Source organism: Paenibacillus sp. FW126-R14 (assembly GCF_058789495.1).
On the sequence record NZ_JBYTBS010000014.1, the window covers coordinates 81136 to 101140 of the forward strand.

Below are 20005 nucleotides of genomic sequence, written 5' to 3' on the forward strand. Positions count from 1 at the left end.
GTCCGCTCAATCGATAAACTTATAACCGACTCCCCAGACCGTCCGAATCCGCCTGGGTTCTTTGGGATTGTCTTCGATTTTCTTGCGGAGATTGGCAATGTGTACATCGATGGCGCGATCGGTGACATAAGAGTCGAAGCCCCGCACGGTATGCAATAAATCCTCTCGGCTGTAAACACGGCCGGGATGATTAAGGAAGCATTTCATAATTTCGAACTCCGAATAGGTCGTTTCTACCGCTTGACCCTGAACGATGATCGAACGGGTATGAAGATCCAGTGAAATCTTGTTCATATCCCCCTGCATCTCGCCTGCTGTTTCCAGCTTTCCATCCTTAACCGCCTGCCCGTTTACACCATTGATTTCACTTGCTCTGTGATAAAAGTGGGAACGACGGATCAAAGCATGGACCCGCGCGCTCATTTCATGCATGCTAAACGGCTTGGACATATAATCGTCCGCCCCCGCACCCAGAGCAGCTACCCGTTCAACCACTTTATTCTTCATGGAAACAATCATGATGGGTACGCTTGACGTTATCCGAACTTGTTTGCAAAGCTGGAGTCCGTCCATATCGGGCAGCATAAGGTCCAGCAAGATGACATCAGGAGCAAACTGCCAGACCGCTTCCAATCCTTTTTGCCCTGTTTCCATCCGTATGACATGAAATCCTTCTTCGCCCAAATACATGGAAATCATATCGCCGATCATGGGATCATCTTCGATTATCAATACTTTATACATTCGGAGTCCACCTTCGCCTCGAATTCTCTCGCTGAGACCTACGAACCGGATCCGTGAGTTTCCGCCCCGTCCGATTTCGCTTCAAGCCCCAGCTTTTTCGCTACAAAAGCCGTTGTGCTTGCTTGGAAAAGGATGGTAATCAATACCGCCATAAAAGTAACACTTGCAATCAGGCCGCTGTGCTCGATCCCCATACCGGCCACCATCCCGCATAAAGCCGCAGGAATGACACCAGTTTCGCGAACCCAGAACATGAACAGAATTTCATTCCATTTCCACTTGGCTTTACGGTCAGGCCACGTACAGATCAGAACCGTCAGCGGTCGCGAAATAAAAATGAAGACAAAGATGACACCGAGGCTCGTCCAGAAATGTTCGAGAATGACGGGAAAATTCACTTGGCTGCCTAGAAGAATGAAAATGAGCATACGCATGATGACGGTAATATTTTCGGAAAAATGCTCCATTTCTTGCCGTTTGTCTTCCATATCGAGCTTGAACGTACCGGCGTTCCCCCAGATGAGCCCTGCCGTAAAGGTTGCCATAAAGCCGCTGACGCCAAGGAGTTCTCCAGCCATGTAAGCTCCTAATGATGTAACAATCATCGCAATCGTGGCATAGTCCTTTAGCATCCCTAGCTTCAAATGAGAGGTCAGGAAAGTCATAACGTAACCGATCGCAGCTCCGAGCAAAAGCCCGCCGAGTGCTGTTTTAACAAAATCAATGGCGCCTGAAAGCAAGGAAATTTCGCGTGTACCTAGAAGGATAGCAATGATGGAAAATGTCAAAATGGAAGCTGTCGCATCATTGAATGCCGACTCGCTTTCCACCGTCTCTCTGACTTTGGCTCGGATCTTGACCTGCTTAAACACCGGGATCAGTGTCGCCGGATCGGTAGAAGCAATAATCGCCCCAAGCAGCAAAGCATACAGCCAAGGCAAATTCAGCAGGACATGCGCGGCCGCCGCGACAACACCGCAGGTGATGATTACACCGGGAACGCTCAGCATGCCGACCGTCAGCCAGACTTGGCGCAGACCGGCGAGCTTGATGTTGCGTCCCCCGTCAAACAGAATGAGGGTGGAACCGATAACGAGGATGAATTGATTCGTAAAGGAAGCACTGGGTTCATGAATCCAGTGTAAGGCTTGGCCCGCAATCATGCCGGCCATAAGAAACAAGGCAACATCCGGCAGTTTCAGCCAGTTTGCCGCCTTGCCGAATAACATCCCAAGTCCGAAAATGAGCACAAGCAGCAAAATCACGTGTTCGACGAGTTGGGAAGTCGCATTGTCCATTATCGAATGACTTCGCTTTCGAATTCTTCAATTTGATCGTTCGTCCCGATAATGATCATGACATCATTCTCGTTCACGACGTCCGTTGCCGTAGGAGCAATAATAACCCCCGTTTGCTTGTTGACCGCCACAACGCTGCAGCCATATTTGGCACGCGGGTCCAGTTGTTTAATCGTTAGCCCGCACAGCCGTTTAGGTACGGAAAGCTCCGCAATGGTGTAATCTTTGGAAATTTCGATATAGTCCAGCAAATTCGGTGAATTCAGCTGGTGCGCCACGCGAATCCCCATATCGCGCTCAGGATAAATTACACGGTCAACCCCCAGCTTGTGCAGAACTTTCCCATGCAGCTCTGAAAGGGCTTTGGCTACAACCTTTTTGACCCCTAAATCCTTGAGGACAATGGCTGTTAAAATGCTGGATTGAATGTCGTCCCCAATGGCCACGACCGCGCAATCGAAATTGCGCACGCCCAACGATTTCAACACATCCTCATCCGTAGCGTCGGCGACAACGGCATGCGTAAGCTCATGGCTCATCTCGTCTACCGCTTCTTCGTCCTTGTCAATCCCCAGCACTTCATTGCCCAGCTTAATGAGCTCTTTGGAAATGCTTGCTCCGAACCGTCCAAGTCCGACAACTACATATTGCTTCTTCTTCATCTTTTGTGCTTCCCCTATCCAATCGTGATTTTACCCTCTGGGTATCTATATAATTCTTTCTCTTGTTTCGGCTGCAGCGCATACGCAAGAGTAATCGGGCCTAGCCGCCCGGCAAACATCGTCAAGCTGATGAGAATTTTACCGAACGTGGTTAAATCCGGCGTCAGCCCCATCGTCATTCCTACTGTCGCGAAAGCGGAGGTCACTTCAAACAAGATTTTCAATAACTGTGCGGATTCTGTCGTCGATAGCAGCATGGTTACGGTAATGACTAGAAACAAGGCCAACATCGTTAAGGTAATCGCCTTAAGAATGCGGTCCTTCGCCAGCCGATAACGGAAAATGACAATGTCCTCTTTCCCACGGATCATCGTCACAATGGCGGCGATCAAGATCGTAAACGTCGTCGTTTTGATACCGCCCCCTGTCGAACCTGGCGAAGCCCCGATAAACATGAGAATCACGATGAAAAATTGGGATGCCTGACGAAGCGCGCCGATATCCACCGTATTTGGACCCGCGGTCCGCGGCGCAACCGATTGAAAGAAGGAAGCCAGTATTTTGCCGCCCAAATCAAGCGAGCCCAGCGTTCTGTTATTCGTATATTCGAATATAAAAATGATAAGTGCTCCTGCTACGATAAGCGTTCCGGTCATACTAAGTACAACCTTGGAGTGCAGGGACAGCTTTCTCGTTTTGCGAAATTCCATCAAATCGGCCATCACAACAAATCCGATACCGCCAAGCACGATCAACGCCATCGCCACGAAGTTCACAACAAAATCATTCGCATATCCCGTGAAGGAAACGAAAGGAGCGTCGACGGTCCCGAATAAATCGAACCCTGCATTGTTAAACATGGATATCGCATGCCAAATGCCGAAATACAGCGCTTTAGAAAAACCGAGATCAAAGCTCCAACGAATCGTGAAAATGACAGCTGCAATCGCTTCGATGGATAAGGAATAAATGACAACTTTGCGGATTAGACGGACGATGCCTTCTATACTCCCTTGATTAAATGCCTCCTGAAGCACCAACCGCTCTTTAAGCGTAATTTTCTTGCGGAACATAATAGCCAGCAATGTCGCCATGGTCATAAAGCCTAAGCCGCCAACTTGAATTAAGCTGACGATCACGATTTGACCGAACATCGTGTAGGTGCTTCCGGTATCCACAACGACAAGCCCTGTCACGCAGGTAGCTGAAGTTGCGGTAAAAAGCGCATCGATAAAAGGAATGGACTCGCCTGTCGCGGATGCAAGCGGAAGGGTGAGAAGCCCCGCTCCGACAAAAATGATCACGGCAAATCCGAGAACTAGAATTTGCGGAGGTGTCATCTGCCAAATACTTAACTTTTTACTCATAAGGCCTCCTGATCTATGTGCAAAAAACAAGCCCTCATGTTTTGAGCGCTCTCAACGGTAGCCTTCCCCGTTATCTTGAAGTCATTCGGCTTATCATGCAAATATAGGTATTATATAACTGTTTAGATTGTATTTCCACACCTAAAATTCGCATTCTCTTTAAACTCATGGTAACGTGGAATTTATAGTTTCATATTTGTGAATTCAGAAGGGAACTTAACGATGCCAAGGCCTAAGTTAAACCGAATTCTCCTTATCCTTGCCTGTATAGGCATACTCCTTTATGCCGGCGTATCCGTGCTATATGGCTTACAACCCGAAGAAGCGCCTGCAGCCGAGAATCCTTCCATAACGAAACAACAAGCCGCAGCATACGCATCGACGTTTATCAATGAGCGGTACGCTGTTAAAGGGACGGAAACATTTGTCGCCTATCAATCCAAGAAAGAACGCAGCGGATATTTGCAAAAGGAACATTTGTCCGCGAAGTATGACGAAACATACGGCAAACGCTACCCTTTGGACTACTATCAAGTAGATGTGACAGATCCCAAGAAAGACCGTCAATTTGAGGTTGAAATTAATTACACGGACGGTACCGTGGTCGGATGGCGGGAGACGTATTATGGCAGCGGGGAGCATGCGCTCATCAGCAAGCAGAAAGCCGACATATTGGCCAAGCAGGAAATGCGGGCGCGGGGGCTTGACCCCGATGACATGAAAGCCATCGATAAAGAAGAAGCCGGACAGCAAGCTTCCGGACTCGTTCTATACTATGAAAAACAATCCCAGCCGATGGGCGAGGCGAAATTGCAAGTCCGCACGCAATTCGACGATCAAAGCTTGGTTGGCTACAGCGTTGTATTCAGCGTACCCGCTTCGCATTTGGCTTGGCTGGATGCCCAGGACCGCTCCGCTTCCGTTATGACCTGGATTTCCATGGGTTCCACACTCATCATGACTCTTGCAGCCATCGTCTTTGCCATTATGTACCGGAAACAAATGAAATTCAGCAACGGCTTGCTGCTTACCGCTATTTTCTTAGCGATCTACATGACAAATAATTTTAATATGTATCCTTCATTCCGATCCATGAGCGGCGTCGGGTCGGACGCCCAATTCGCCACATGGGCAACCATCGTGTTCATGAATATGCTGGCGCTTGCACTCGCCCTTTCGCTCTATCTTTCATTGGTGGCAGGCAACGGCTTATGGAAAGCGATCGGACAGCCCAAATGGCCGTCTTGGAAAGAACACAAGTTTGGCGCGGAAGTATTTTACGGCATGGGACGCGGCTACTTGCTGGCCCTCTTCATTCTCGGCATTCAGCAGGTTCTGTTCTATACCGGCGACGTACAGTTCGATGTTTGGGCCGTCAACGATCCGTCCGATTCGATACTCAACATGGTAGAGCCCCGCTTCTTCCCATTGATGGCTTGGGTTGCGGCGATTTCGGAAGAAGCCACTTACCGTCTGCTCGGCATCATGCTGTTTAAAAAGCTTTTCCGCAATAACTTTATTGCGATTGTCATCCCTAGTGTAATCTGGGCGGCCAGCCATACCCAGTATCCGATCTATCCGGTCTACACCCGGTTAGTCGAAGTTACGATCATCGGCATTATTCTCGGTTATGTGTTTCTCAAGTACGGCTTTATTACCGCCGTCTTCGCTCATGCCTGCATGGACAGCATCCTGATGGGAATGTCACTCTTCTCCTTAGGACATGCGGGCGATGTGCTTGCAGGCATCTTCTATCTCCTGCTCCCTGCACTCGTCGGCTGCTTCCTGGCCTGGCTGCACGGAAAAAGGCGGAGCCCCCTTATTCCTGGGGAGCCGCCGCCTCGCCTTGGAGCGCTTTAAGAATCTCGCCCGCTAACTTTTCACCTATACCCAGAGGCTTGAAGTCTTGGACTTCGGCCTCTTTTATTTTGCGCACAGAGCCAAAATGCTTTAGTAGCGCCTTCCTCCGCTTCTCCCCGATACCGGGAATCGCGTCGAGCTGGGACACGACCATGGACTTCGCCCTCGTCTCCCGATGGAACGTAATCGCGAACCGGTGAACCTCGTCTTGAATTCGCTGCAGCAGGTAAAATTCCTGGCTGTCGCGCGGCAGCGGAATCACCTCTGCGGGATCGCCCATCATCAGCTGCGCTGTTTTATGCTTCGCATCCTTGACGAGACCGCAGATTGGAATGAACAGGCCCAGCTCATTTTCCAGCACGTCGACTGCTGCGGCAATTTGCCCTTTGCCCCCGTCCACGACAATGAGATCAGGCATCGTCAAATTGTCCTTGAGCACGCGCTCGTATCTGCGGCGTATCACTTCGCGCATCGTTTCGTAGTCGTCCGGACCGACGACCGTTTTCACTTTATATTTGCGGTACTCTTTGCGATCGGGCTTGCCGTCCACGAAAACGACCATTGCGGATACCGGGTTCGTCCCTTGAATGTTCGAGTTATCGAAGGCTTCGATCCGGCGGATTTTGCCCATGCCGAGCCACTCGCCGAGATTTTCCACCGCTTTGGTCGTGCGGCTCTCGTCCCGCTCGACCAAGCGGAATTTCTCTTCCAGCGCGTTGCGGGCGTTATCCTTCGCCATATCGACCATTTGCTTCTTCAGCCCGCGCTGCGGAATGTGGACCTTGACCTTGAGCCACGATTCCAGCGCCTCGCGGACATCCTTCTCTTCCGTCTCAGCCTGTTCCGAAGGCTCGGGCAGGAAGATCTCTTTCGGCAGCGCCGGATTGTCGATATAGACCTGCGTCACATAAGTCATGAAATCACTATATTCGTCCCCGTAATACGGAAACAGCGAGACATGCCGCTCGATCAGCTTGCCTTGACGCATATACTGGATATGCACGGCCATCCAGCCCTTATCTACCGCGTAGCCGAACACATCGCGGTCCTGCGCGTCGACGGCGTTGATCTTCTGCTTCTCCATGACCGCGTCGATGCTCATGATATGATCGCGCAGTTCCTTCGCGCGCTCGAAGTTCAGTTCCTCGGCTGCGGCCAGCATCTTGGTCGTCAGCTCTTCTTTAATGACCTCGTGTCCCCCGTTCAGGAAACGAGAGATTTCCTGCACCATCCGCTCATTCGTCTCGGCGGATACTTCGTACTCGCAAGGCGCCAGACACTGCCCGATATGATAGTATAGGCATACTTTATCGGGCATCGTCTTGCACTTGCGCAGCGGATACAGCCGGTCCAGCAGCTTCTTCGTCTGCTGGGCTGCAAAGGCGTTCGGATAAGGGCCGAAATACTTCCCCTTATCCTTGTACACCCGCCGCGTGACTTCCAGGCGCGGCTGCGCTTCATGTGTAATCTTGATGTAAGGGAACGTCTTGTCATCCTTAAGCAGTACGTTGTACCGCGGATGATGCTGCTTAATCAAATTACACTCCAGAATGAGCGCCTCCATGTTCGAGGAGGTAATGATATATTCAAAGTCGCGGATTTCGCTGACTAGTTTTTGCGTCTTCGCACTGTGGCTTCCTGTGAAATAGGAGCGCACCCGGTTTTTCAATACTTTCGCTTTGCCCACATAAATAATCGTGCCTTCGCGGTTTTTCATAATATAACAACCCGGCTTATCCGGCAATAACGAAAGCTTATGCTTAATCAATTCCAGACGCTGTTCACGGACGGCTGCGTCCTCATGCTCATGTTCCAAATCCGACATGATTCCTTTCTCCTTTCGCGCACAAAAAAAAAGCTCATTTTCAGCATAGCAGAAAATGAGCTTTTTCACACGAACAATTGTTTCTAATTCGAAACAACTTATTGATGACGGGATACTACGTTTTTCAGAGCATCTTTGGATTGGAAACCAACCACTTTGTCAACAGGCTGGCCGTCTTTGAAAACGATCAGCGTTGGGATACTCATAACGCCAAAGCGAGCAGCGGATTCCGGATTGTCATCCACGTTTACTTTTGCGATTTTCAAGGATTCAACTTCTTTATCAAGCTCTTCCAAAACAGGAGCGATCATTTTGCAAGGTCCGCACCAAGGCGCCCAGAAGTCTACAAGTACTGTACCTTCACTTTCAACTTCAGCTTTAAAGCTGTTATCAGAAACATTCACGATTGCCATGATAGTTCCTCCTTCTAAGAATAGATTTATAACATCAAGTAGTAACTTGCTACCGATGAACGTCAACATGTAAAGTATACCACACCTATAGGCCATTTCAACCAAACCATAAGTTAGCAATTCGGCGGCGCTGAAACCTACTTAGCCGGCATACCTACAGGCAGCCCTTGAAGCCTTTGCTGCTCGATATACGCAATACGATCCTTCAAATTCGCTTGCAGCATCTGCAGCATTTCCATTTGCCGCTCAATGTCCTGCAGCTTCTCTGTGTAGAGTGGCAGCAGATCGTCGCATTGGGACTCCTGGTTTTTCATGACGCAGTTTAGGAAGCTTTCAATTTGTTCGGTCGTAAAGCCCAGGCTCAAATAAAATTGAATGGTTTTCACGCGCTCAACCGCCATTTGGTTAAACACCCTATAACCGTTTTCTTCGCGCTGCGTCGCGATAAGTCCTTTAGCCTCGTAGTACCGCAAGGAACGAATGCTGGCCCCCGTAAGCTTGGATAATTCACTAATCCGCATGGCTTTCACCTTTTTCCTTTTCCTTGATCAAGTAAGGATGATGTTATTGTAAACCATAACACTAATGTTAGAGTCAAGACTTATTTTACACTTTCCGCCGCTGTCTGTTATTGTTTTCATAATTGTCACTTCCATAAGCTTTACAACTTTCGACGAATTTGGGTATACTAAGCTTAAACTTCGAATGTCGGACGTTAGGGGGTAACCACATGAGCGATCCTAAACACCCTGAGCTTCACGTGTATGAAGAGCCGCGCAACGATTTCATGGATGTAGGTATCGGATTTGGCGTGTTCTTTGGCATCTTGTTTATCATTGCAGCCGTTGCAACTGCTATCCAAGTGATGAAATAGGGCCTGTACAAGCCTATAAGTGAACCGCTTTGCACTGCTGTGTAAAGCGGTTTTTTCATTAGATCAATTCCCTATTTATTTGCAAAAAAGGAGATTATCGACCGAAATGATTATCGTTCATCCAGACCGCCAAAAACTTATTTCGTATATCGGCTTAACGAACGCTGATTTACAGCTTTTAAAAAGCAAAGAAGAAGCCTTCAAACACATTGTAGACAAGCTGGTTGACCAGCTCTATGCAGAAATCATCCAAGAGCCTGAACTGGTGGCTATTATTAAGCAACACAGCACGATTGAGCGGCTCAAGGAAACGCAGCGCTGGTATTTTCTATCCATGGCATCCGGACTTATTAACGATGAATACATAACGAAGCGGCTGTTTATAGGCAAGGTGCACTCGCGCATCGGCCTGACAACCTCCTGGTATTTAGGTACTTATTTAAAATACACCGACATCGCCTCGCAGCATTTTAAAGAAACGATGCCTGACGAGTGGATGCATGTACTGCATGCTCTAAGCAAAATGTTTAACTTGGACAGCCAGCTTGTGCTGGAAGCCTACGAGCAGGATGAAAAGCTGAAAATTCAGACGCTGGTGGACGAGCAAAATGTGATGCTCACAACGATCTCCCGCGCTGTGCAAGACCTCGCTTCCATGATGGTCGAGCTTGGCGGCAGCTCCCAATCCGTGGCCGATACGGCGATCAAAACGGCGGAGTCGCAGGATCAATCCAATCTTCGCATCGACGAACTCCAGCACGAAATTAAAGATATTTCGAAAATGGGTTCCGTCATGAAAGAAATTTCCGATCAGACACATCTGCTTGGCCTCAATGCAGCCATCGAGGCTGCCCGCTCCGGCGAGCACGGCCGCGGCTTCGAGGTTGTCGCCAACGAGGTACGCAAGCTGGCTGCGCATTCCCGGGAAGCGCTCGACACGATTCAGACGAAGCTTAGGCTCATCACCCAGAAGCTTGAGCTGGTTCAGAAGGGCTCCGAGGAAACTACGCACTATGCGCGTACGCAAGCTGCCAGCGCACAGGAATTAACTTCCTTCGTGCAAATGATCGAGAGCGTCACCGCCCAATTGGAAAAATTAAAGAAATCATAATATTCCTTTTATTAAGAAAGACCCTTCCATCCATAATTTTAGTGGATAGAAGGGTCTTTCTTAATGGAGCTGGAGCAAGTCCGAGCCCTACGTTCTTCCTCGCTTATTCGTACCTGTCACCTCTACCACGTCAACAAAAGGGCGAATGCGGTCCATAATCCGTTGTCCTTTATACTCCTCATCGCCATCTTTGTTCGTGAAGCTGAAATGCTTCTCCAAATCGTTCAGCGCATAGTTCGACGTGAAGAACGTCGGTTTCCGATTCATCCGGTGATTCACAATGGCGCCAATGACATGATCCCGGAGCCATGGATTCAAATTTTCAGCGCCGATATCGTCAAAAACGAGCAGATCCGTTTCTTTCAGAAGATCAATCGTTTCCTTCAACTTGGACGGTTCCTGGAACATGCCTTTCAGGTCCTCGGCAAAATCCGGCATATACACGATAGCGCCCGTCATGCCTACCTTCGCGAGCTGATGCAGCATGTAGCCCATCAGGAACGTTTTTCCAGTGCCGAACGATCCGCATAAGTACAGCCCGCGCGTTTGAAGCCCGTTTTCCATCGTTTGGTTGACATAGTCATTAATTTGCATAACGGCTTTCGCCCGGTCCAAATCTGTCTCCAGGATGTCGCCGAACGAGAAGCTGCGCGAAATCATCCGCGGATCTACGTGGAAAGTGCGGATGCGGGAAGAAATCGCATCCTGCAGCTGCTTCGAAGCGAACTTCTTGCACGCCACTTTTTCCTCGTGAATGTACATTCTATCCTTGTCGGCATCGGCCGTAAGCATCGTATAGTGACCCGTCATATCATTCGGGCAGCGGTCCAGCCCGGGGCAGTTGGAGCAGGTTTGGTACTCCGTCACATATTGGTACAGCTTATTCATATTAATCTTGATCGTATAGTCATCGATAAACGGATATTTCTGGCGGAACTTGTGAATTAAGGGGTCATCCATGACCGCCTTGATTTTGGTTTCCGCCTTTCGTCTCCATTCCGAATCGGGCATGGATTTAAGAATGTGCGACAGCGATTCCATAGTTGCGGCACCTCCTGCAATTTATTTCTTAGCTCGCGGTTTCATCCGATCCGGGGCTCAGCTTTTCCGATTAAAGCGCTCATCCAGCTTCTGCGCCATTCTTCTGGCTGCCTCCAGCTCTTCGTCCGTCAATCTGGAAGAAGCCGCAGCGCCGGCATCCGGCACCACAATCGGGATATGCGGCTTTTGCGTCTTGCCCTGCCGGCCTCTGGTCACAGAGCCGCCGGCTTTGGCAGCCTCAACTTTGGATGCAGCCTTCTGCTTGTAGCTGATTTTCTCGCGAACATATTCCACGGCTTGCTCGTAAGAGACAATTTGCTTGCCCAGCATATCCGAGGCGACGGCTTCAATCGAAGACTTCGCCCAAGAACGGCGGTCGATGTGCAGGAAATGAATCAATACATTGATCACTTCTTCGTTTAACTTATAATTCAGATCAATTTTCTCAAATATATTAAGTACGCCGTCTGGAATGGAGCCCTGTGTAAAGAACATTTTCAGGACTGCCGTGTACGGCTCGTTACGCATAATGTAATTGTATTGATGATCCGTGCATTCGCCGCGCAGCTGCTGCGGAACTTCCAAATAATACGCCATTTCAACCGATTTGTCGCCTGCCTGACCCTCCGAGCCTCCGGCTTCCGCCTCTTCCGATCTGGACAGTGTCCGCACTCTTTCCTCATCCCGCTTCTTGCTTTGCCTGTAGAAGAGATTCGCATTGTACTGCAGGAGATCCATTTGCAGCTCGCCGTCTTCGCTGAACGTGCCGTCTTCATCCAACAGCCGGCATGTTTCCTGCAAAGAAAGATTGTACTTCTTGGCCACGATATTGATGGCCGCCATCTGATCCGGCTTATGCTTGAGAGCCTCGACATAAATACGATTGCTCGCCCCGCGCGGAAACCTCATAATAATGTCCGCATACTGGAACCCTTTGGTCGTCACATCCAAACGGGCTTCTCCCTGTTTACTGGCCGACGCCTCATACAGCGCTTGCTCAAGCTCGTAATCCACCACCTGGGTATTCAACCTGAACAGGTCATAGAACGGAACGGACAAATTCTCTTCGCTAGCCTCTCTGAACTCCTCCGGCTCCGGCGCAAGCAAATCTTCCCGAAGGGAGAGCAGCATGAACTTGCCGACCTTATCGCGGAGCAGCAGCGTCAAATGCTGATTCCGGAAAAATTCGTTAGGCCCTAGCGGCTGGAACAATGTATAAACAAAGATATAATCCTCTTCCTCCGGCAAAAATTTGCGCGTAGTCTGCAAGAGGCCTATCGCTTCAAGCTTCGAGGATTGTTCAATTAAATATTTGCGGCCCCGCTCTCCCTGCTCAAGATCCAGCAGCAGAAATAATTTGCGCTGCTGCTCCAGGGGCGAAAATCCGACTTTTTCCGCGCTCATTTGCTGGTAGAGAGCTTGATAGAGACTTATCGCCAAACCGCCGATCATTGGCTGATACATCATCGCCAACATTTTAAAATCCAAGCTGCTCAAAGAAAACTCACGGCCTACACAAAACCTGTGATTTTCCGTGAAATGAAGCATATTCGTCATTCTCATCCGATTACAGCACCATCCTGCCTAGGCTCAACCGACTGCCATCCATCGTACTGGCATCCCGGTTTCTCTCTCTTAGTCTACCACAAAAATCGACAGGCTTGGTATCTATCCGAGAGAAAGATAATTTTACCTAAACTAAGAAAAACCGTCAGTTTCGCTCTTACCTGAAAGTCTTATTCGTTCACGGAACATTCGGCTTGTTGTTTGTGCTTACTGCCCCACTCTTTCATCAGCAAAATAATCGGCGTCAAAGTTTGACCGAATTCCGTTAATGAATATTCCACTTTAGGAGGCACTTGATGATACACCTCTCGATGCACAATGCCGTCTTCTTCCAGCTCACGTAGCTGTAAGGTCAACATTCTTTGTGAGATCGATGGACAAATTCGTTTGAATTCATTGAATCTTTTGGTCCCGTCTATTAAGTGATAAAGAAGTACGCCCTTCCATTTGCCACCGATAATATCTAACGTATATTCAACGGGACAGCCATCCTTATTCTCGGTGCTGCCATGGCCGTTTGCACAATCGCGCATATTGTTTGACGCCTCCTCAGTATATAAATTGATACTACATCACACAAATGTGCGTACTTCCTATTTTAAAACGAATGAGCTACACTGACAACATACCAACTATTGTCATAGGAGATGATCATTTGACTGCCAAAGAAACGATGAAAGCCGTAGGACTTTACCGCTATCTGCCTATTGAACATCCGGAAAGCCTTATGGATGTAGAAATTGAAAAGCCTGTACCCGCAGGCACGGACCTGCTGATCAAAGTCAAAGCCATTTCCGTGAATCCGGTAGACACCAAAGTACGCGCTCCCAAAGAGAAGACGGAAGCCGCACCCCGCATTTTAGGATGGGATGTTGCAGGGGTTGTGGAACAAACCGGATCGGATTGCACATTATTCCAGCCGGGGGATGAGGTGTATTATGCCGGCAGCATAACGTGCCCTGGGGGGAACAGCGAATTTCATCTCGTGGACGAACGCATCGTCGGCGCGAAACCGAAATCGCTGGATTTCGCCGAGGCCGCCGCACTGCCGTTAACAGCTATCACCGCTTGGGAAGCCCTGTTCGATCGGCTTGGCCTGTCGCGAAATCTGGAAGAGAATGCAGGCAAATCCATCCTGATCATCGGCGCTGCCGGAGGCGTAGGCTCCATTGCCACGCAGCTGGCGAAGCTGGCCGGGCTGACGGTCATCGGTACGGCTTCACGCCCTGAATCGGCGCAGTGGGCGAAGGAAATGGGAGCCGATCATATCATCTCCCACAATGATGCTTTCTTGGGCCAATTGAACGCCATCGGTTTTTCTGGTGTGGACTATATTTTTTGCCTAAACAGCACAGGTCTCCACTGGCAGAACATGGCCGACGCCATCGTCCCGCAGGGCGCCATTTGTTCCATCGTAGAAACGGACCAGCCGTTGAATATGAATCTATTGAAAAATAAAAGCGTCGCCTTCGCTTGGGAGTTCATGTTCACCCGTTCGATGTTCCAAACAGCGGATATGATCGAACAGCATAACCTGCTGAACGAAGTTGCCCGGTTGATCGATAACGGAACGCTGCGTACGACAGTGACTGAGCGCCTAACGCCGATCCATGCGGCCAACCTGCGCAAGGCGCATGCAATGCTGGAAGCAGGACGCACGGTGGGCAAAGTTGTTTTAGAGCATTTTGAGGGGAAATAAAAAATCGGGGTTGTCTCATAAGCAGATTAACTGGAAAATCTAATCTCCCTCTAATTTGAATGCAGAAGCCTGTTAGATCGATTTAACAGGAAAAACTCCCTCTCTTTGCGCCGATTTCAAGAAAATTCTCTGAATTCAGTCAAATTAACGGGAGTTTTTCCTTATAATTTCCTACTATGTAATTTTTCGGTCCATTTAGAGGGAGCTTTTCCACTCATTTTAACCAGACAAGCATACCTGCACAAACGGCTGTCACATAAGTCCATAGCCTCATTCATTTCACATCATTCCGAGCCGAGGCTCCGCTCCACGCTCCCAACCGAATCCTCCCCATACATAGCAGGATTTAATTGCCTGGCAATCGCCAAGTCCAGCAGCCCCCGCTCCGTTTGCCGCTCTTCCAGGCTTTCCACCCATAAGCGTATCAAATCGTTCATCTTGGCTGCGTTTTTTACCGGAATTTGATGCTTCGCATCCTTAAAGAAATAGAGCGAGCTATGAGGCAGCCCTTCATGAAGCAAATTTGCATACCGATGAAACGAGCCGTCCTTCTGTCCGTAGATCAACAGAACCGGGTGCTGAATATTCCCGAGCCGGTGCGTACATGTATAGCTAAGCGCTTGCTGAAAATACGTACACACATCGCCCGGCGTATCGCTTTGTGAACTCTCGTATAATTGGCGGGAGATCGACGCATTGTCCGCATTCCCATTGGTGATCGCTTTGACCAACAGCTTCATAAGCAGATCGGAGCCGGTCATATGACAGGCCATCCACGCTCTGATTTTGTTATAAATATCCGATAATTCCGACATGCCGCTTACGACGATTCCCCCCAGAAAACGCTCAGGGTACGCAAGCAGCGCTTCCAACACGACCATTCCGCCTGTCGAATAGCCGCACACAAAAGCTTTCTCAATCCCCAAATGATCGAGCAGCATCCTGGTATCTTCCGCCACTAATGGTATGCTGACCGGTCGCTCCGATGCCTTGCTGGCCCCGTGCCCGCGAATGTCAAAAGTGATCACCTGAAAGTGCCGGGCTAACTGCTTTTTTTGATAAAAGAAAACCTCTGACGTCAACAGAGGCGAGTGAACAAACACAATCGGCGTACCGGTTCCCGAGATCTCATAATTCATCATCGTCCCGCTTAAATTGGCAAAAGGCAAAGTCGCATCCTCCGTAAGGTCAAGTTTCAAGAACTTCACCTTATCGTGACCAACTCTGCCTTTTTTTATGACTTTAGAACATTTTGAAACCTTTGATGCGCAGCGTTTTGATGGCTGATCCGCTAAGAATAGCGCCAACCAACCCGCCGATGGCCGGAACGATATCCACAACCGTGAAGCTCTCACCGCTCGACAAGAAAGACGCGGAACCCATCGACCCGTAAATCACAACTCCGATAATCAAAGCGATGAACGCATAGAGCGGGAACCACGTGGTCTTCATCAGCATGTTCAAAATAAAACCGATCCCAAAAAATAACACCATCATTAAGACAGTGGCGATAATCATTTGCAGCAACGTCTGTTCCTCCCTGGTAGAAACGATTCCTTTTCTTATTATTGTAATCGACCGAATCGCACAGGTAAAGTGTACACAAAATGAACATTTGTTTCTTCACCCTTTGTTCATTTGCCCTTTCTCCATGAATTGGATACAATGTAGGGGATATTAGCCTTGAATGGAGGAACACTCATGAGTGAAGCCGTACAAACGCTGGAAGGCTGGTATGCGCTCCATGATTTCCGTCTGATTGACTGGAACGCATGGCATGCCGCAACCCCGCAAGAGCGTAAACATGCAACCGAAGAGCTGAATACATTCCTATCCGAATGGCAGCAAATTGAGAACGATAAACTAGGCAGCACTGCCGTATACAGCATCGTTGGTCAGAAAGCTGACTTTGTTTTCATGCAATTGCGCGAAACGCTTGAAGAACTGAACGATCTGGAAAATGCTTTTAACAAATCCAGCTTCGCCGCTTTTACAATCCCGGTATATTCCTATGTTTCTATCGTTGAATTAAGCAGCTATCTAGCTAAGCCAGGCATCGATCCTTCGGAAGATCCTGAGATTCAAGCACGCTTGAAGCCTGCTCTTCCTAAAGCGAAGCACATCTGCTTCTATCCGATGAACAAGCGTCGCGAAGGCAACGACAACTGGTACATGCTCCCTGCGGACGACCGCAAAACGATGATGCGCAGCCACGGCATGATCGGCCGTACATATGCAGGCAAAGTGAAACAAATCATCACGGGCTCAGTCGGACTGGACGATTGGGAATGGGGCGTAACGCTGTTCTCCGATGATCCTCTGCATTTCAAAAAGCTCGTTTACGAAATGCGTTTTGACGAAGTCAGCGCACGTTTCGGCGATTTCGGCGATTTCTATGTGGGCAACCTGCTTACACCGGAGAAATTCACTAAACTCATTACCGTTTAAAATAAAGTAAAAAAAGAAAGCCTGCTCTTTATGGAGAGCAAGCTTTCTTTTTGTTTATTCCTCATCCTCGTCGTCGCGAAGCGCAGCGGCAAGCTCGGCTTCCATCTGCGCTTTGCGGGCGAGATACTCTTCCGTATCGCGGTCACGCTGACGACTCTTTTCCTTCAACCGTTCAATGGCCGGAAGAATGAGAATATCGATTTCTTTTTGTACAACAGCTACATGATCGTAACGTTTCTCAGCTTCTAGAAAATGGCCGACCTCGATCAGTGCGTTGTAACGATCCAGTTCATCCCGGGTAAGAAGTCCTCTTACTTGGACACTGCAGTGCCGCATGGCGATCCCCCCGTTTACGAATGATGACTAGAAACGCCCTTTGCGAATAACGAGCGGAATACCGCCGATAATGTAGAGGTATCTCATATCGACCACTTTTTTCATCATGGCTGCCACGTTGCCTTTGAGCTTGCGGGAACCAACGATACCGATCGCTTGGCCTTTGCCTAAAGAAGCAACCGTACCTTTGTTGGAGAATTTGAAAGTTTTCATTTGCGAACCGCGGATGGAAGCAATCAGGTTGTGAGCGACAGCTTCACCTTGCTGCATCGCGATTTGCGCTGTTGGAGGGTACGGTCTGCCTTCATCGTTCATAACGATGGAACAGTCGCCTACAACATAGATGTTGTCGAATTGAGGAGCCCGCAGGAACTCATCGACTTTAATTCTGCCGCGCATCGTTTCAAAACCGGCTTCATCCAGCATGTGGTTGCCGCGGATACCGCCTGTCCATACAACCGTAGCCGCTTTAATGAACTCATCGCCCGCGATAAGAACACCTTCCGGTGTGCATTCTTTAATCGCTGTACCGATTTTGAACGTGATGCCTTTGTCTGTCAGAACTTTCATCGCGTACTCAACCAGCTCAGGATCAAAACCTGGCAGCGCAGTTGGAGCCGCTTCAATATTATAAATCTTCACGAGGGAAGGATCGACGTCGAACTCTTTGCAAAGCTGTGGAATACGATCTGCAAGCTCACCGATGAACTCAATACCGGTAAACCCGGCTCCACCGATCACGAATGTCAGGTAATCCTTACGATCCGGCTCACGTTTGTACTTCGCGAATTGATACTCAATGTGCTCGCGAATGAAGCGGACGCTGTTGATGCTGCGGATGTTGAGCGCATTTTCTTTAAGCCCAGGGATACCGAACGTTTCAGCTTCGCCACCAAGACCGATAACTAGGTAGTCGTAAGAAAGCGTACCGTCTTCGAGAATAACTTTCTTCTCATGCGGACGGATTTGCGTAACAGTCGATTTCACGAAATCCACTTTGAACTCATCGATCAATTTCAAAATGTTCACGCGTGCATTTTCAGGATTATCCGTCCCTGCCGCAGGCATATGGAGATGCGTGGTAATGTAATGATAATCATGCTTGTTAACGAGTGTTACATCAGCTTCATTGTAATTCAACTCTTTTTGCAAACGAATTGCAGAAAGAATCCCGCCATACCCGGCTCCTAGAATAACGATTCTTGGTATTCTACTCATGTTTCTCTCACTTCCATATCCGATTTTATTGTCCCATGGTTTCTCTATCTTGTGAAAAATTACACAAACAGCTTCAAAGGTGATATACTGCTTCTAGTTTGCACTCACACGTAGTGATTTATGATGAAACAGGATGAAATTCGTCACAACATGGTAAACCGATTCTCATGATATAATATAATTTTAATTAGTAAAGATCAAGTGCTATTTTGGCTTAAAATCAGGCTTACAGCCCATTGTGGCTTGTCCAACCATTGTAAGCATTACTTATCATATTTATAAGCGAATTATATAAAGAAATCACACTTTTCTGTTTCCTTCATTTAAAGAGACGTTTATAATGGAGTAATGATTGTGGCAATTCTCAGAATTGTCGCACATCAAAGGAAATGAATCGGAGGAGTTTACTAATGATCGAGAGAGAAACTAATCAAGACATCGTCGATATTATCGTCATCGGCGGTGGCCCGGCTGGTATGTTCGCATCCTTCTACGCAGGTATGCGCCAGGCATCCGTGAAAATTATTGAGAGCATGCCGCAGCTTGGCGGACAACTCGCTGCTCTATACCCTGAGAAGTACATTTATGACGTAGCCGGATTCCCTAAAGTAACGGCGCAAGATTTAGTCAATAACTTACTCGCTCAAATGAAGCACTTTCCCATAGATGTATGTCTGGAAGAGAAAGTACACCAAGTTGTTAAGAAAGAAGAGCGTCTCTTTGAGATCACGACGGACAAAGGCACTCATACGAGCCGTGCCGTTATTATTACCGGCGGAGTGGGCGCATTCGAACCGCGCCGCTTAGAGCTTCCGGAAGCTGCGCAATTCGAGAAAAAGAACCTTCACTATTTCGTAAGCGATCTGAATGCTTTCGCCGGTCAAAAAGTCGTAATCAGCGGCGGCGGCGATTCCGCGGTAGACTGGGCGCTTATGCTGGAGCCGATTGCTGAGAAAGTAACGCTTATCCACCGCCGCGATAAATTCCGCGCTCACGAGCACAGTGTTGAAAACCTGATGAACTCCAAAGTGAATGTCGTAACGCCGACAGAAATTACGAAACTTCATGGCAGCGACCGTATTGAGCAAGTCACGCTCAAAGATATTAAATCCGGCGAAGAAACGGTTCATGATGTCGATGCCGTTATCGTTAACTTCGGATTCGTATCCTCCCTTGGACCGATCGCCGAGTGGGGCCTTAACATCGAGAATGGCTCGATCGTCGTGGATTCCAGAATGGAAACGAACATTCCGGGCATCTTCGCTGCCGGAGACATCACAACATATCCTGGCAAATTGAAATTGATCGCTGTCGGCTTCGGCGAAGCACCTACGGCGATTAACAATGCTAAAGTTTATATTGACCCAACGGCTAAGCTTTCGCCAGGACACAGCTCGAACTTGAAATTTTAATCAATCTACATAAAAAGGGGTATTCTATTCCTAATCTTCAGATTAGGAGGAATACCCCTTTGTCTTATATATGTCCGGTTTGCAATGGCTTGCAGGAATTAACCACCGAATGCCCTGTGTGCTCGCATGCT

General features: G+C 48.6%; 20 protein-coding genes. 6 read left to right on the forward strand and 14 right to left on the reverse strand.

The window, feature by feature from the left end; all coding sequences use genetic code 11:
- Window positions 1-6: 6 nt before the first annotated feature.
- The 4 genes from AC3WRW_RS11870 to AC3WRW_RS11885 are packed head-to-tail and all read right to left on the reverse strand — an operon-like array spanning window position 7 to window position 4071.
- Window positions 7-744, reverse strand: coding sequence for a response regulator transcription factor (locus tag AC3WRW_RS11870; RefSeq protein ID WP_492546530.1), 738 nt, complete (start codon window positions 742-744; stop codon window positions 7-9).
- 38 nt (window positions 745-782) lie between these two features.
- Window positions 783-2042, reverse strand: a complete 1260-nt coding sequence (locus AC3WRW_RS11875) for a cation:proton antiporter (RefSeq protein WP_492546531.1) — start codon at window positions 2040-2042, stop codon at window positions 783-785.
- Window positions 2042-2704, reverse strand: coding sequence for a potassium channel family protein (locus AC3WRW_RS11880; protein WP_492546532.1), 663 nt, complete (start codon window positions 2702-2704; stop codon window positions 2042-2044). The genes AC3WRW_RS11875 and AC3WRW_RS11880 overlap by 1 nt, the downstream gene beginning before the upstream one ends.
- A gap of 14 nt (window positions 2705-2718) precedes the next feature.
- On the reverse strand, window positions 2719-4071 hold the full coding sequence (locus AC3WRW_RS11885) for a TrkH family potassium uptake protein (protein WP_492546533.1): 1353 nt from the start codon (window positions 4069-4071) through the stop codon (window positions 2719-2721).
- Between the two features lie 222 nt (window positions 4072-4293).
- Here AC3WRW_RS11885 and AC3WRW_RS11890 point away from each other — a divergent pair, with 222 nt between their 5' ends.
- Window positions 4294-5931, forward strand: coding sequence for a CPBP family intramembrane glutamic endopeptidase (locus AC3WRW_RS11890; protein WP_492546534.1), 1638 nt, complete (start codon window positions 4294-4296; stop codon window positions 5929-5931).
- Here AC3WRW_RS11890 and uvrC read toward each other — a convergent pair.
- The 3 genes from uvrC to AC3WRW_RS11905 all read right to left on the reverse strand — a co-directional run bounded on the left by uvrC (window position 5891) and on the right by AC3WRW_RS11905 (window position 8690).
- The gene (gene uvrC / locus AC3WRW_RS11895; protein WP_492546535.1) at window positions 5891-7756 is read right to left on the reverse strand and encodes an excinuclease ABC subunit UvrC; all 1866 of its coding nucleotides are present in this window, start codon (window positions 7754-7756) and stop codon (window positions 5891-5893) included. The genes AC3WRW_RS11890 and uvrC overlap by 41 nt on opposite strands.
- 98 nt (window positions 7757-7854) lie before the next feature.
- Window positions 7855-8169, reverse strand: coding sequence for a thioredoxin (gene trxA / locus AC3WRW_RS11900; RefSeq protein ID WP_310189167.1), 315 nt, complete (start codon window positions 8167-8169; stop codon window positions 7855-7857).
- 137 nt (window positions 8170-8306) lie between these two features.
- The gene (locus AC3WRW_RS11905; RefSeq protein ID WP_167062807.1) at window positions 8307-8690 is read right to left on the reverse strand and encodes a MerR family transcriptional regulator; all 384 of its coding nucleotides are present in this window, start codon (window positions 8688-8690) and stop codon (window positions 8307-8309) included.
- Window positions 8691-8899: 209 nt separating this feature from the next.
- Here AC3WRW_RS11905 and AC3WRW_RS11910 point away from each other — a divergent pair, with 209 nt between their 5' ends.
- Both AC3WRW_RS11910 and AC3WRW_RS11915 read left to right on the forward strand, forming a co-directional pair.
- Window positions 8900-9043, forward strand: a complete 144-nt coding sequence (locus tag AC3WRW_RS11910; protein WP_171682628.1) for a YqzM family protein — start codon at window positions 8900-8902, stop codon at window positions 9041-9043.
- A gap of 106 nt (window positions 9044-9149) precedes the next feature.
- Entirely contained in the window at window positions 9150-10154 is a 1005-nt protein-coding gene (locus tag AC3WRW_RS11915) for a protoglobin domain-containing protein (protein ID WP_492546536.1), read from the forward strand.
- A gap of 87 nt (window positions 10155-10241) precedes the next feature.
- Here AC3WRW_RS11915 and dnaI read toward each other — a convergent pair whose 3' ends face one another.
- The 3 genes from dnaI to AC3WRW_RS11930 all read right to left on the reverse strand — a co-directional run bounded on the left by dnaI (window position 10242) and on the right by AC3WRW_RS11930 (window position 13294).
- Entirely contained in the window at window positions 10242-11195 is a 954-nt protein-coding gene (gene dnaI / locus AC3WRW_RS11920) for a primosomal protein DnaI (RefSeq protein ID WP_492546537.1), read from the reverse strand.
- Between the two features lie 57 nt (window positions 11196-11252).
- Window positions 11253-12758, reverse strand: a complete 1506-nt coding sequence (locus AC3WRW_RS11925; RefSeq protein WP_492546538.1) for a replication initiation and membrane attachment family protein — start codon at window positions 12756-12758, stop codon at window positions 11253-11255.
- Window positions 12759-12931: 173 nt separating this feature from the next.
- Complete coding sequence (locus AC3WRW_RS11930; RefSeq protein WP_492546539.1) at window positions 12932-13294, reverse strand: winged helix-turn-helix transcriptional regulator; 363 nt, start codon at window positions 13292-13294, stop codon at window positions 12932-12934.
- Window positions 13295-13434: 140 nt separating this feature from the next.
- Here AC3WRW_RS11930 and AC3WRW_RS11935 point away from each other — a divergent pair, with 140 nt between their 5' ends.
- Window positions 13435-14460: a zinc-binding alcohol dehydrogenase family protein gene (locus tag AC3WRW_RS11935; protein ID WP_492546573.1), complete on the forward strand. Its 1026-nt coding sequence runs from the start codon at window positions 13435-13437 to the stop codon at window positions 14458-14460.
- Between the two features lie 284 nt (window positions 14461-14744).
- On the opposite strand, the gene AC3WRW_RS11940 is transcribed toward AC3WRW_RS11935, so the two are convergent.
- Together AC3WRW_RS11940 and AC3WRW_RS11945 are read right to left on the reverse strand one after the other, a co-directional pair.
- Window positions 14745-15602 (reverse strand): alpha/beta fold hydrolase, encoded by an 858-nt coding sequence (locus tag AC3WRW_RS11940; protein WP_492546540.1) that lies wholly within the window; start codon window positions 15600-15602, stop codon window positions 14745-14747.
- Window positions 15603-15702: 100 nt separating this feature from the next.
- Window positions 15703-15987 carry a YuiB family protein gene (locus AC3WRW_RS11945; protein ID WP_171682623.1) on the reverse strand — a complete coding sequence of 95 codons (285 nt, stop codon included), beginning with the start codon at window positions 15985-15987 and terminating at the stop codon, window positions 15703-15705.
- A 174-nt stretch (window positions 15988-16161) separates the two neighbouring features.
- Between AC3WRW_RS11945 and hemQ the strand changes: the two genes are divergently transcribed.
- On the forward strand, window positions 16162-16908 hold the full coding sequence (gene hemQ / locus AC3WRW_RS11950; RefSeq protein ID WP_492546541.1) for a hydrogen peroxide-dependent heme synthase: 747 nt from the start codon (window positions 16162-16164) through the stop codon (window positions 16906-16908).
- 54 nt (window positions 16909-16962) lie between these two features.
- On the opposite strand, the gene AC3WRW_RS11955 is transcribed toward hemQ, so the two are convergent.
- A complete protein-coding gene (locus AC3WRW_RS11955) occupies window positions 16963-17244 on the reverse strand; it encodes a hypothetical protein (protein ID WP_171682621.1) in 282 nt (93 codons plus the stop codon).
- 27 nt (window positions 17245-17271) lie between these two features.
- Window positions 17272-18462 carry an NAD(P)/FAD-dependent oxidoreductase gene (locus AC3WRW_RS11960; protein ID WP_492546542.1) on the reverse strand — a complete coding sequence of 397 codons (1191 nt, stop codon included), beginning with the start codon at window positions 18460-18462 and terminating at the stop codon, window positions 17272-17274.
- Window positions 18463-18872: 410 nt separating this feature from the next.
- Here AC3WRW_RS11960 and AC3WRW_RS11965 point away from each other — a divergent pair, with 410 nt between their 5' ends.
- On the forward strand, window positions 18873-19874 hold the full coding sequence (locus AC3WRW_RS11965) for an NAD(P)/FAD-dependent oxidoreductase (RefSeq protein WP_492546543.1): 1002 nt from the start codon (window positions 18873-18875) through the stop codon (window positions 19872-19874).
- Window positions 19875-20005 lie beyond the last annotated feature (131 nt).

Coding starts and splice junctions, on each gene's coding strand:
- dnaI (WP_492546537.1), bottom strand. CDS start 11,195: ATGGAATCGCTGTCGCACATTCTTAAATCCATGCCCGATTCGGAATGG.
- AC3WRW_RS11915 (WP_492546536.1), top strand. CDS start 9,150: ATGATTATCGTTCATCCAGACCGCCAAAAACTTATTTCGTATATCGGC.
- hemQ (WP_492546541.1), top strand. CDS start 16,162: ATGAGTGAAGCCGTACAAACGCTGGAAGGCTGGTATGCGCTCCATGAT.
- AC3WRW_RS11870 (WP_492546530.1), bottom strand. CDS start 744: ATGTATAAAGTATTGATAATCGAAGATGATCCCATGATCGGCGATATG.
- AC3WRW_RS11925 (WP_492546538.1), bottom strand. CDS start 12,758: ATGAGAATGACGAATATGCTTCATTTCACGGAAAATCACAGGTTTTGT.
- AC3WRW_RS11890 (WP_492546534.1), top strand. CDS start 4,294: ATGCCAAGGCCTAAGTTAAACCGAATTCTCCTTATCCTTGCCTGTATA.
- AC3WRW_RS11910 (WP_171682628.1), top strand. CDS start 8,900: ATGAGCGATCCTAAACACCCTGAGCTTCACGTGTATGAAGAGCCGCGC.
- AC3WRW_RS11930 (WP_492546539.1), bottom strand. CDS start 13,294: ATGCGCGATTGTGCAAACGGCCATGGCAGCACCGAGAATAAGGATGGC.
- AC3WRW_RS11940 (WP_492546540.1), bottom strand. CDS start 15,602: ATGATGAATTATGAGATCTCGGGAACCGGTACGCCGATTGTGTTTGTT.
- AC3WRW_RS11905 (WP_167062807.1), bottom strand. CDS start 8,690: ATGCGGATTAGTGAATTATCCAAGCTTACGGGGGCCAGCATTCGTTCC.
- AC3WRW_RS11875 (WP_492546531.1), bottom strand. CDS start 2,042: ATGGACAATGCGACTTCCCAACTCGTCGAACACGTGATTTTGCTGCTT.
- uvrC (WP_492546535.1), bottom strand. CDS start 7,756: ATGTCGGATTTGGAACATGAGCATGAGGACGCAGCCGTCCGTGAACAG.
- AC3WRW_RS11935 (WP_492546573.1), top strand. CDS start 13,435: ATGAAAGCCGTAGGACTTTACCGCTATCTGCCTATTGAACATCCGGAA.
- AC3WRW_RS11965 (WP_492546543.1), top strand. CDS start 18,873: ATGATCGAGAGAGAAACTAATCAAGACATCGTCGATATTATCGTCATC.
- trxA (WP_310189167.1), bottom strand. CDS start 8,169: ATGGCAATCGTGAATGTTTCTGATAACAGCTTTAAAGCTGAAGTTGAA.
- AC3WRW_RS11885 (WP_492546533.1), bottom strand. CDS start 4,071: ATGAGTAAAAAGTTAAGTATTTGGCAGATGACACCTCCGCAAATTCTA.
- AC3WRW_RS11960 (WP_492546542.1), bottom strand. CDS start 18,462: ATGAGTAGAATACCAAGAATCGTTATTCTAGGAGCCGGGTATGGCGGG.
- AC3WRW_RS11955 (WP_171682621.1), bottom strand. CDS start 17,244: ATGCGGCACTGCAGTGTCCAAGTAAGAGGACTTCTTACCCGGGATGAA.
- AC3WRW_RS11880 (WP_492546532.1), bottom strand. CDS start 2,704: ATGAAGAAGAAGCAATATGTAGTTGTCGGACTTGGACGGTTCGGAGCA.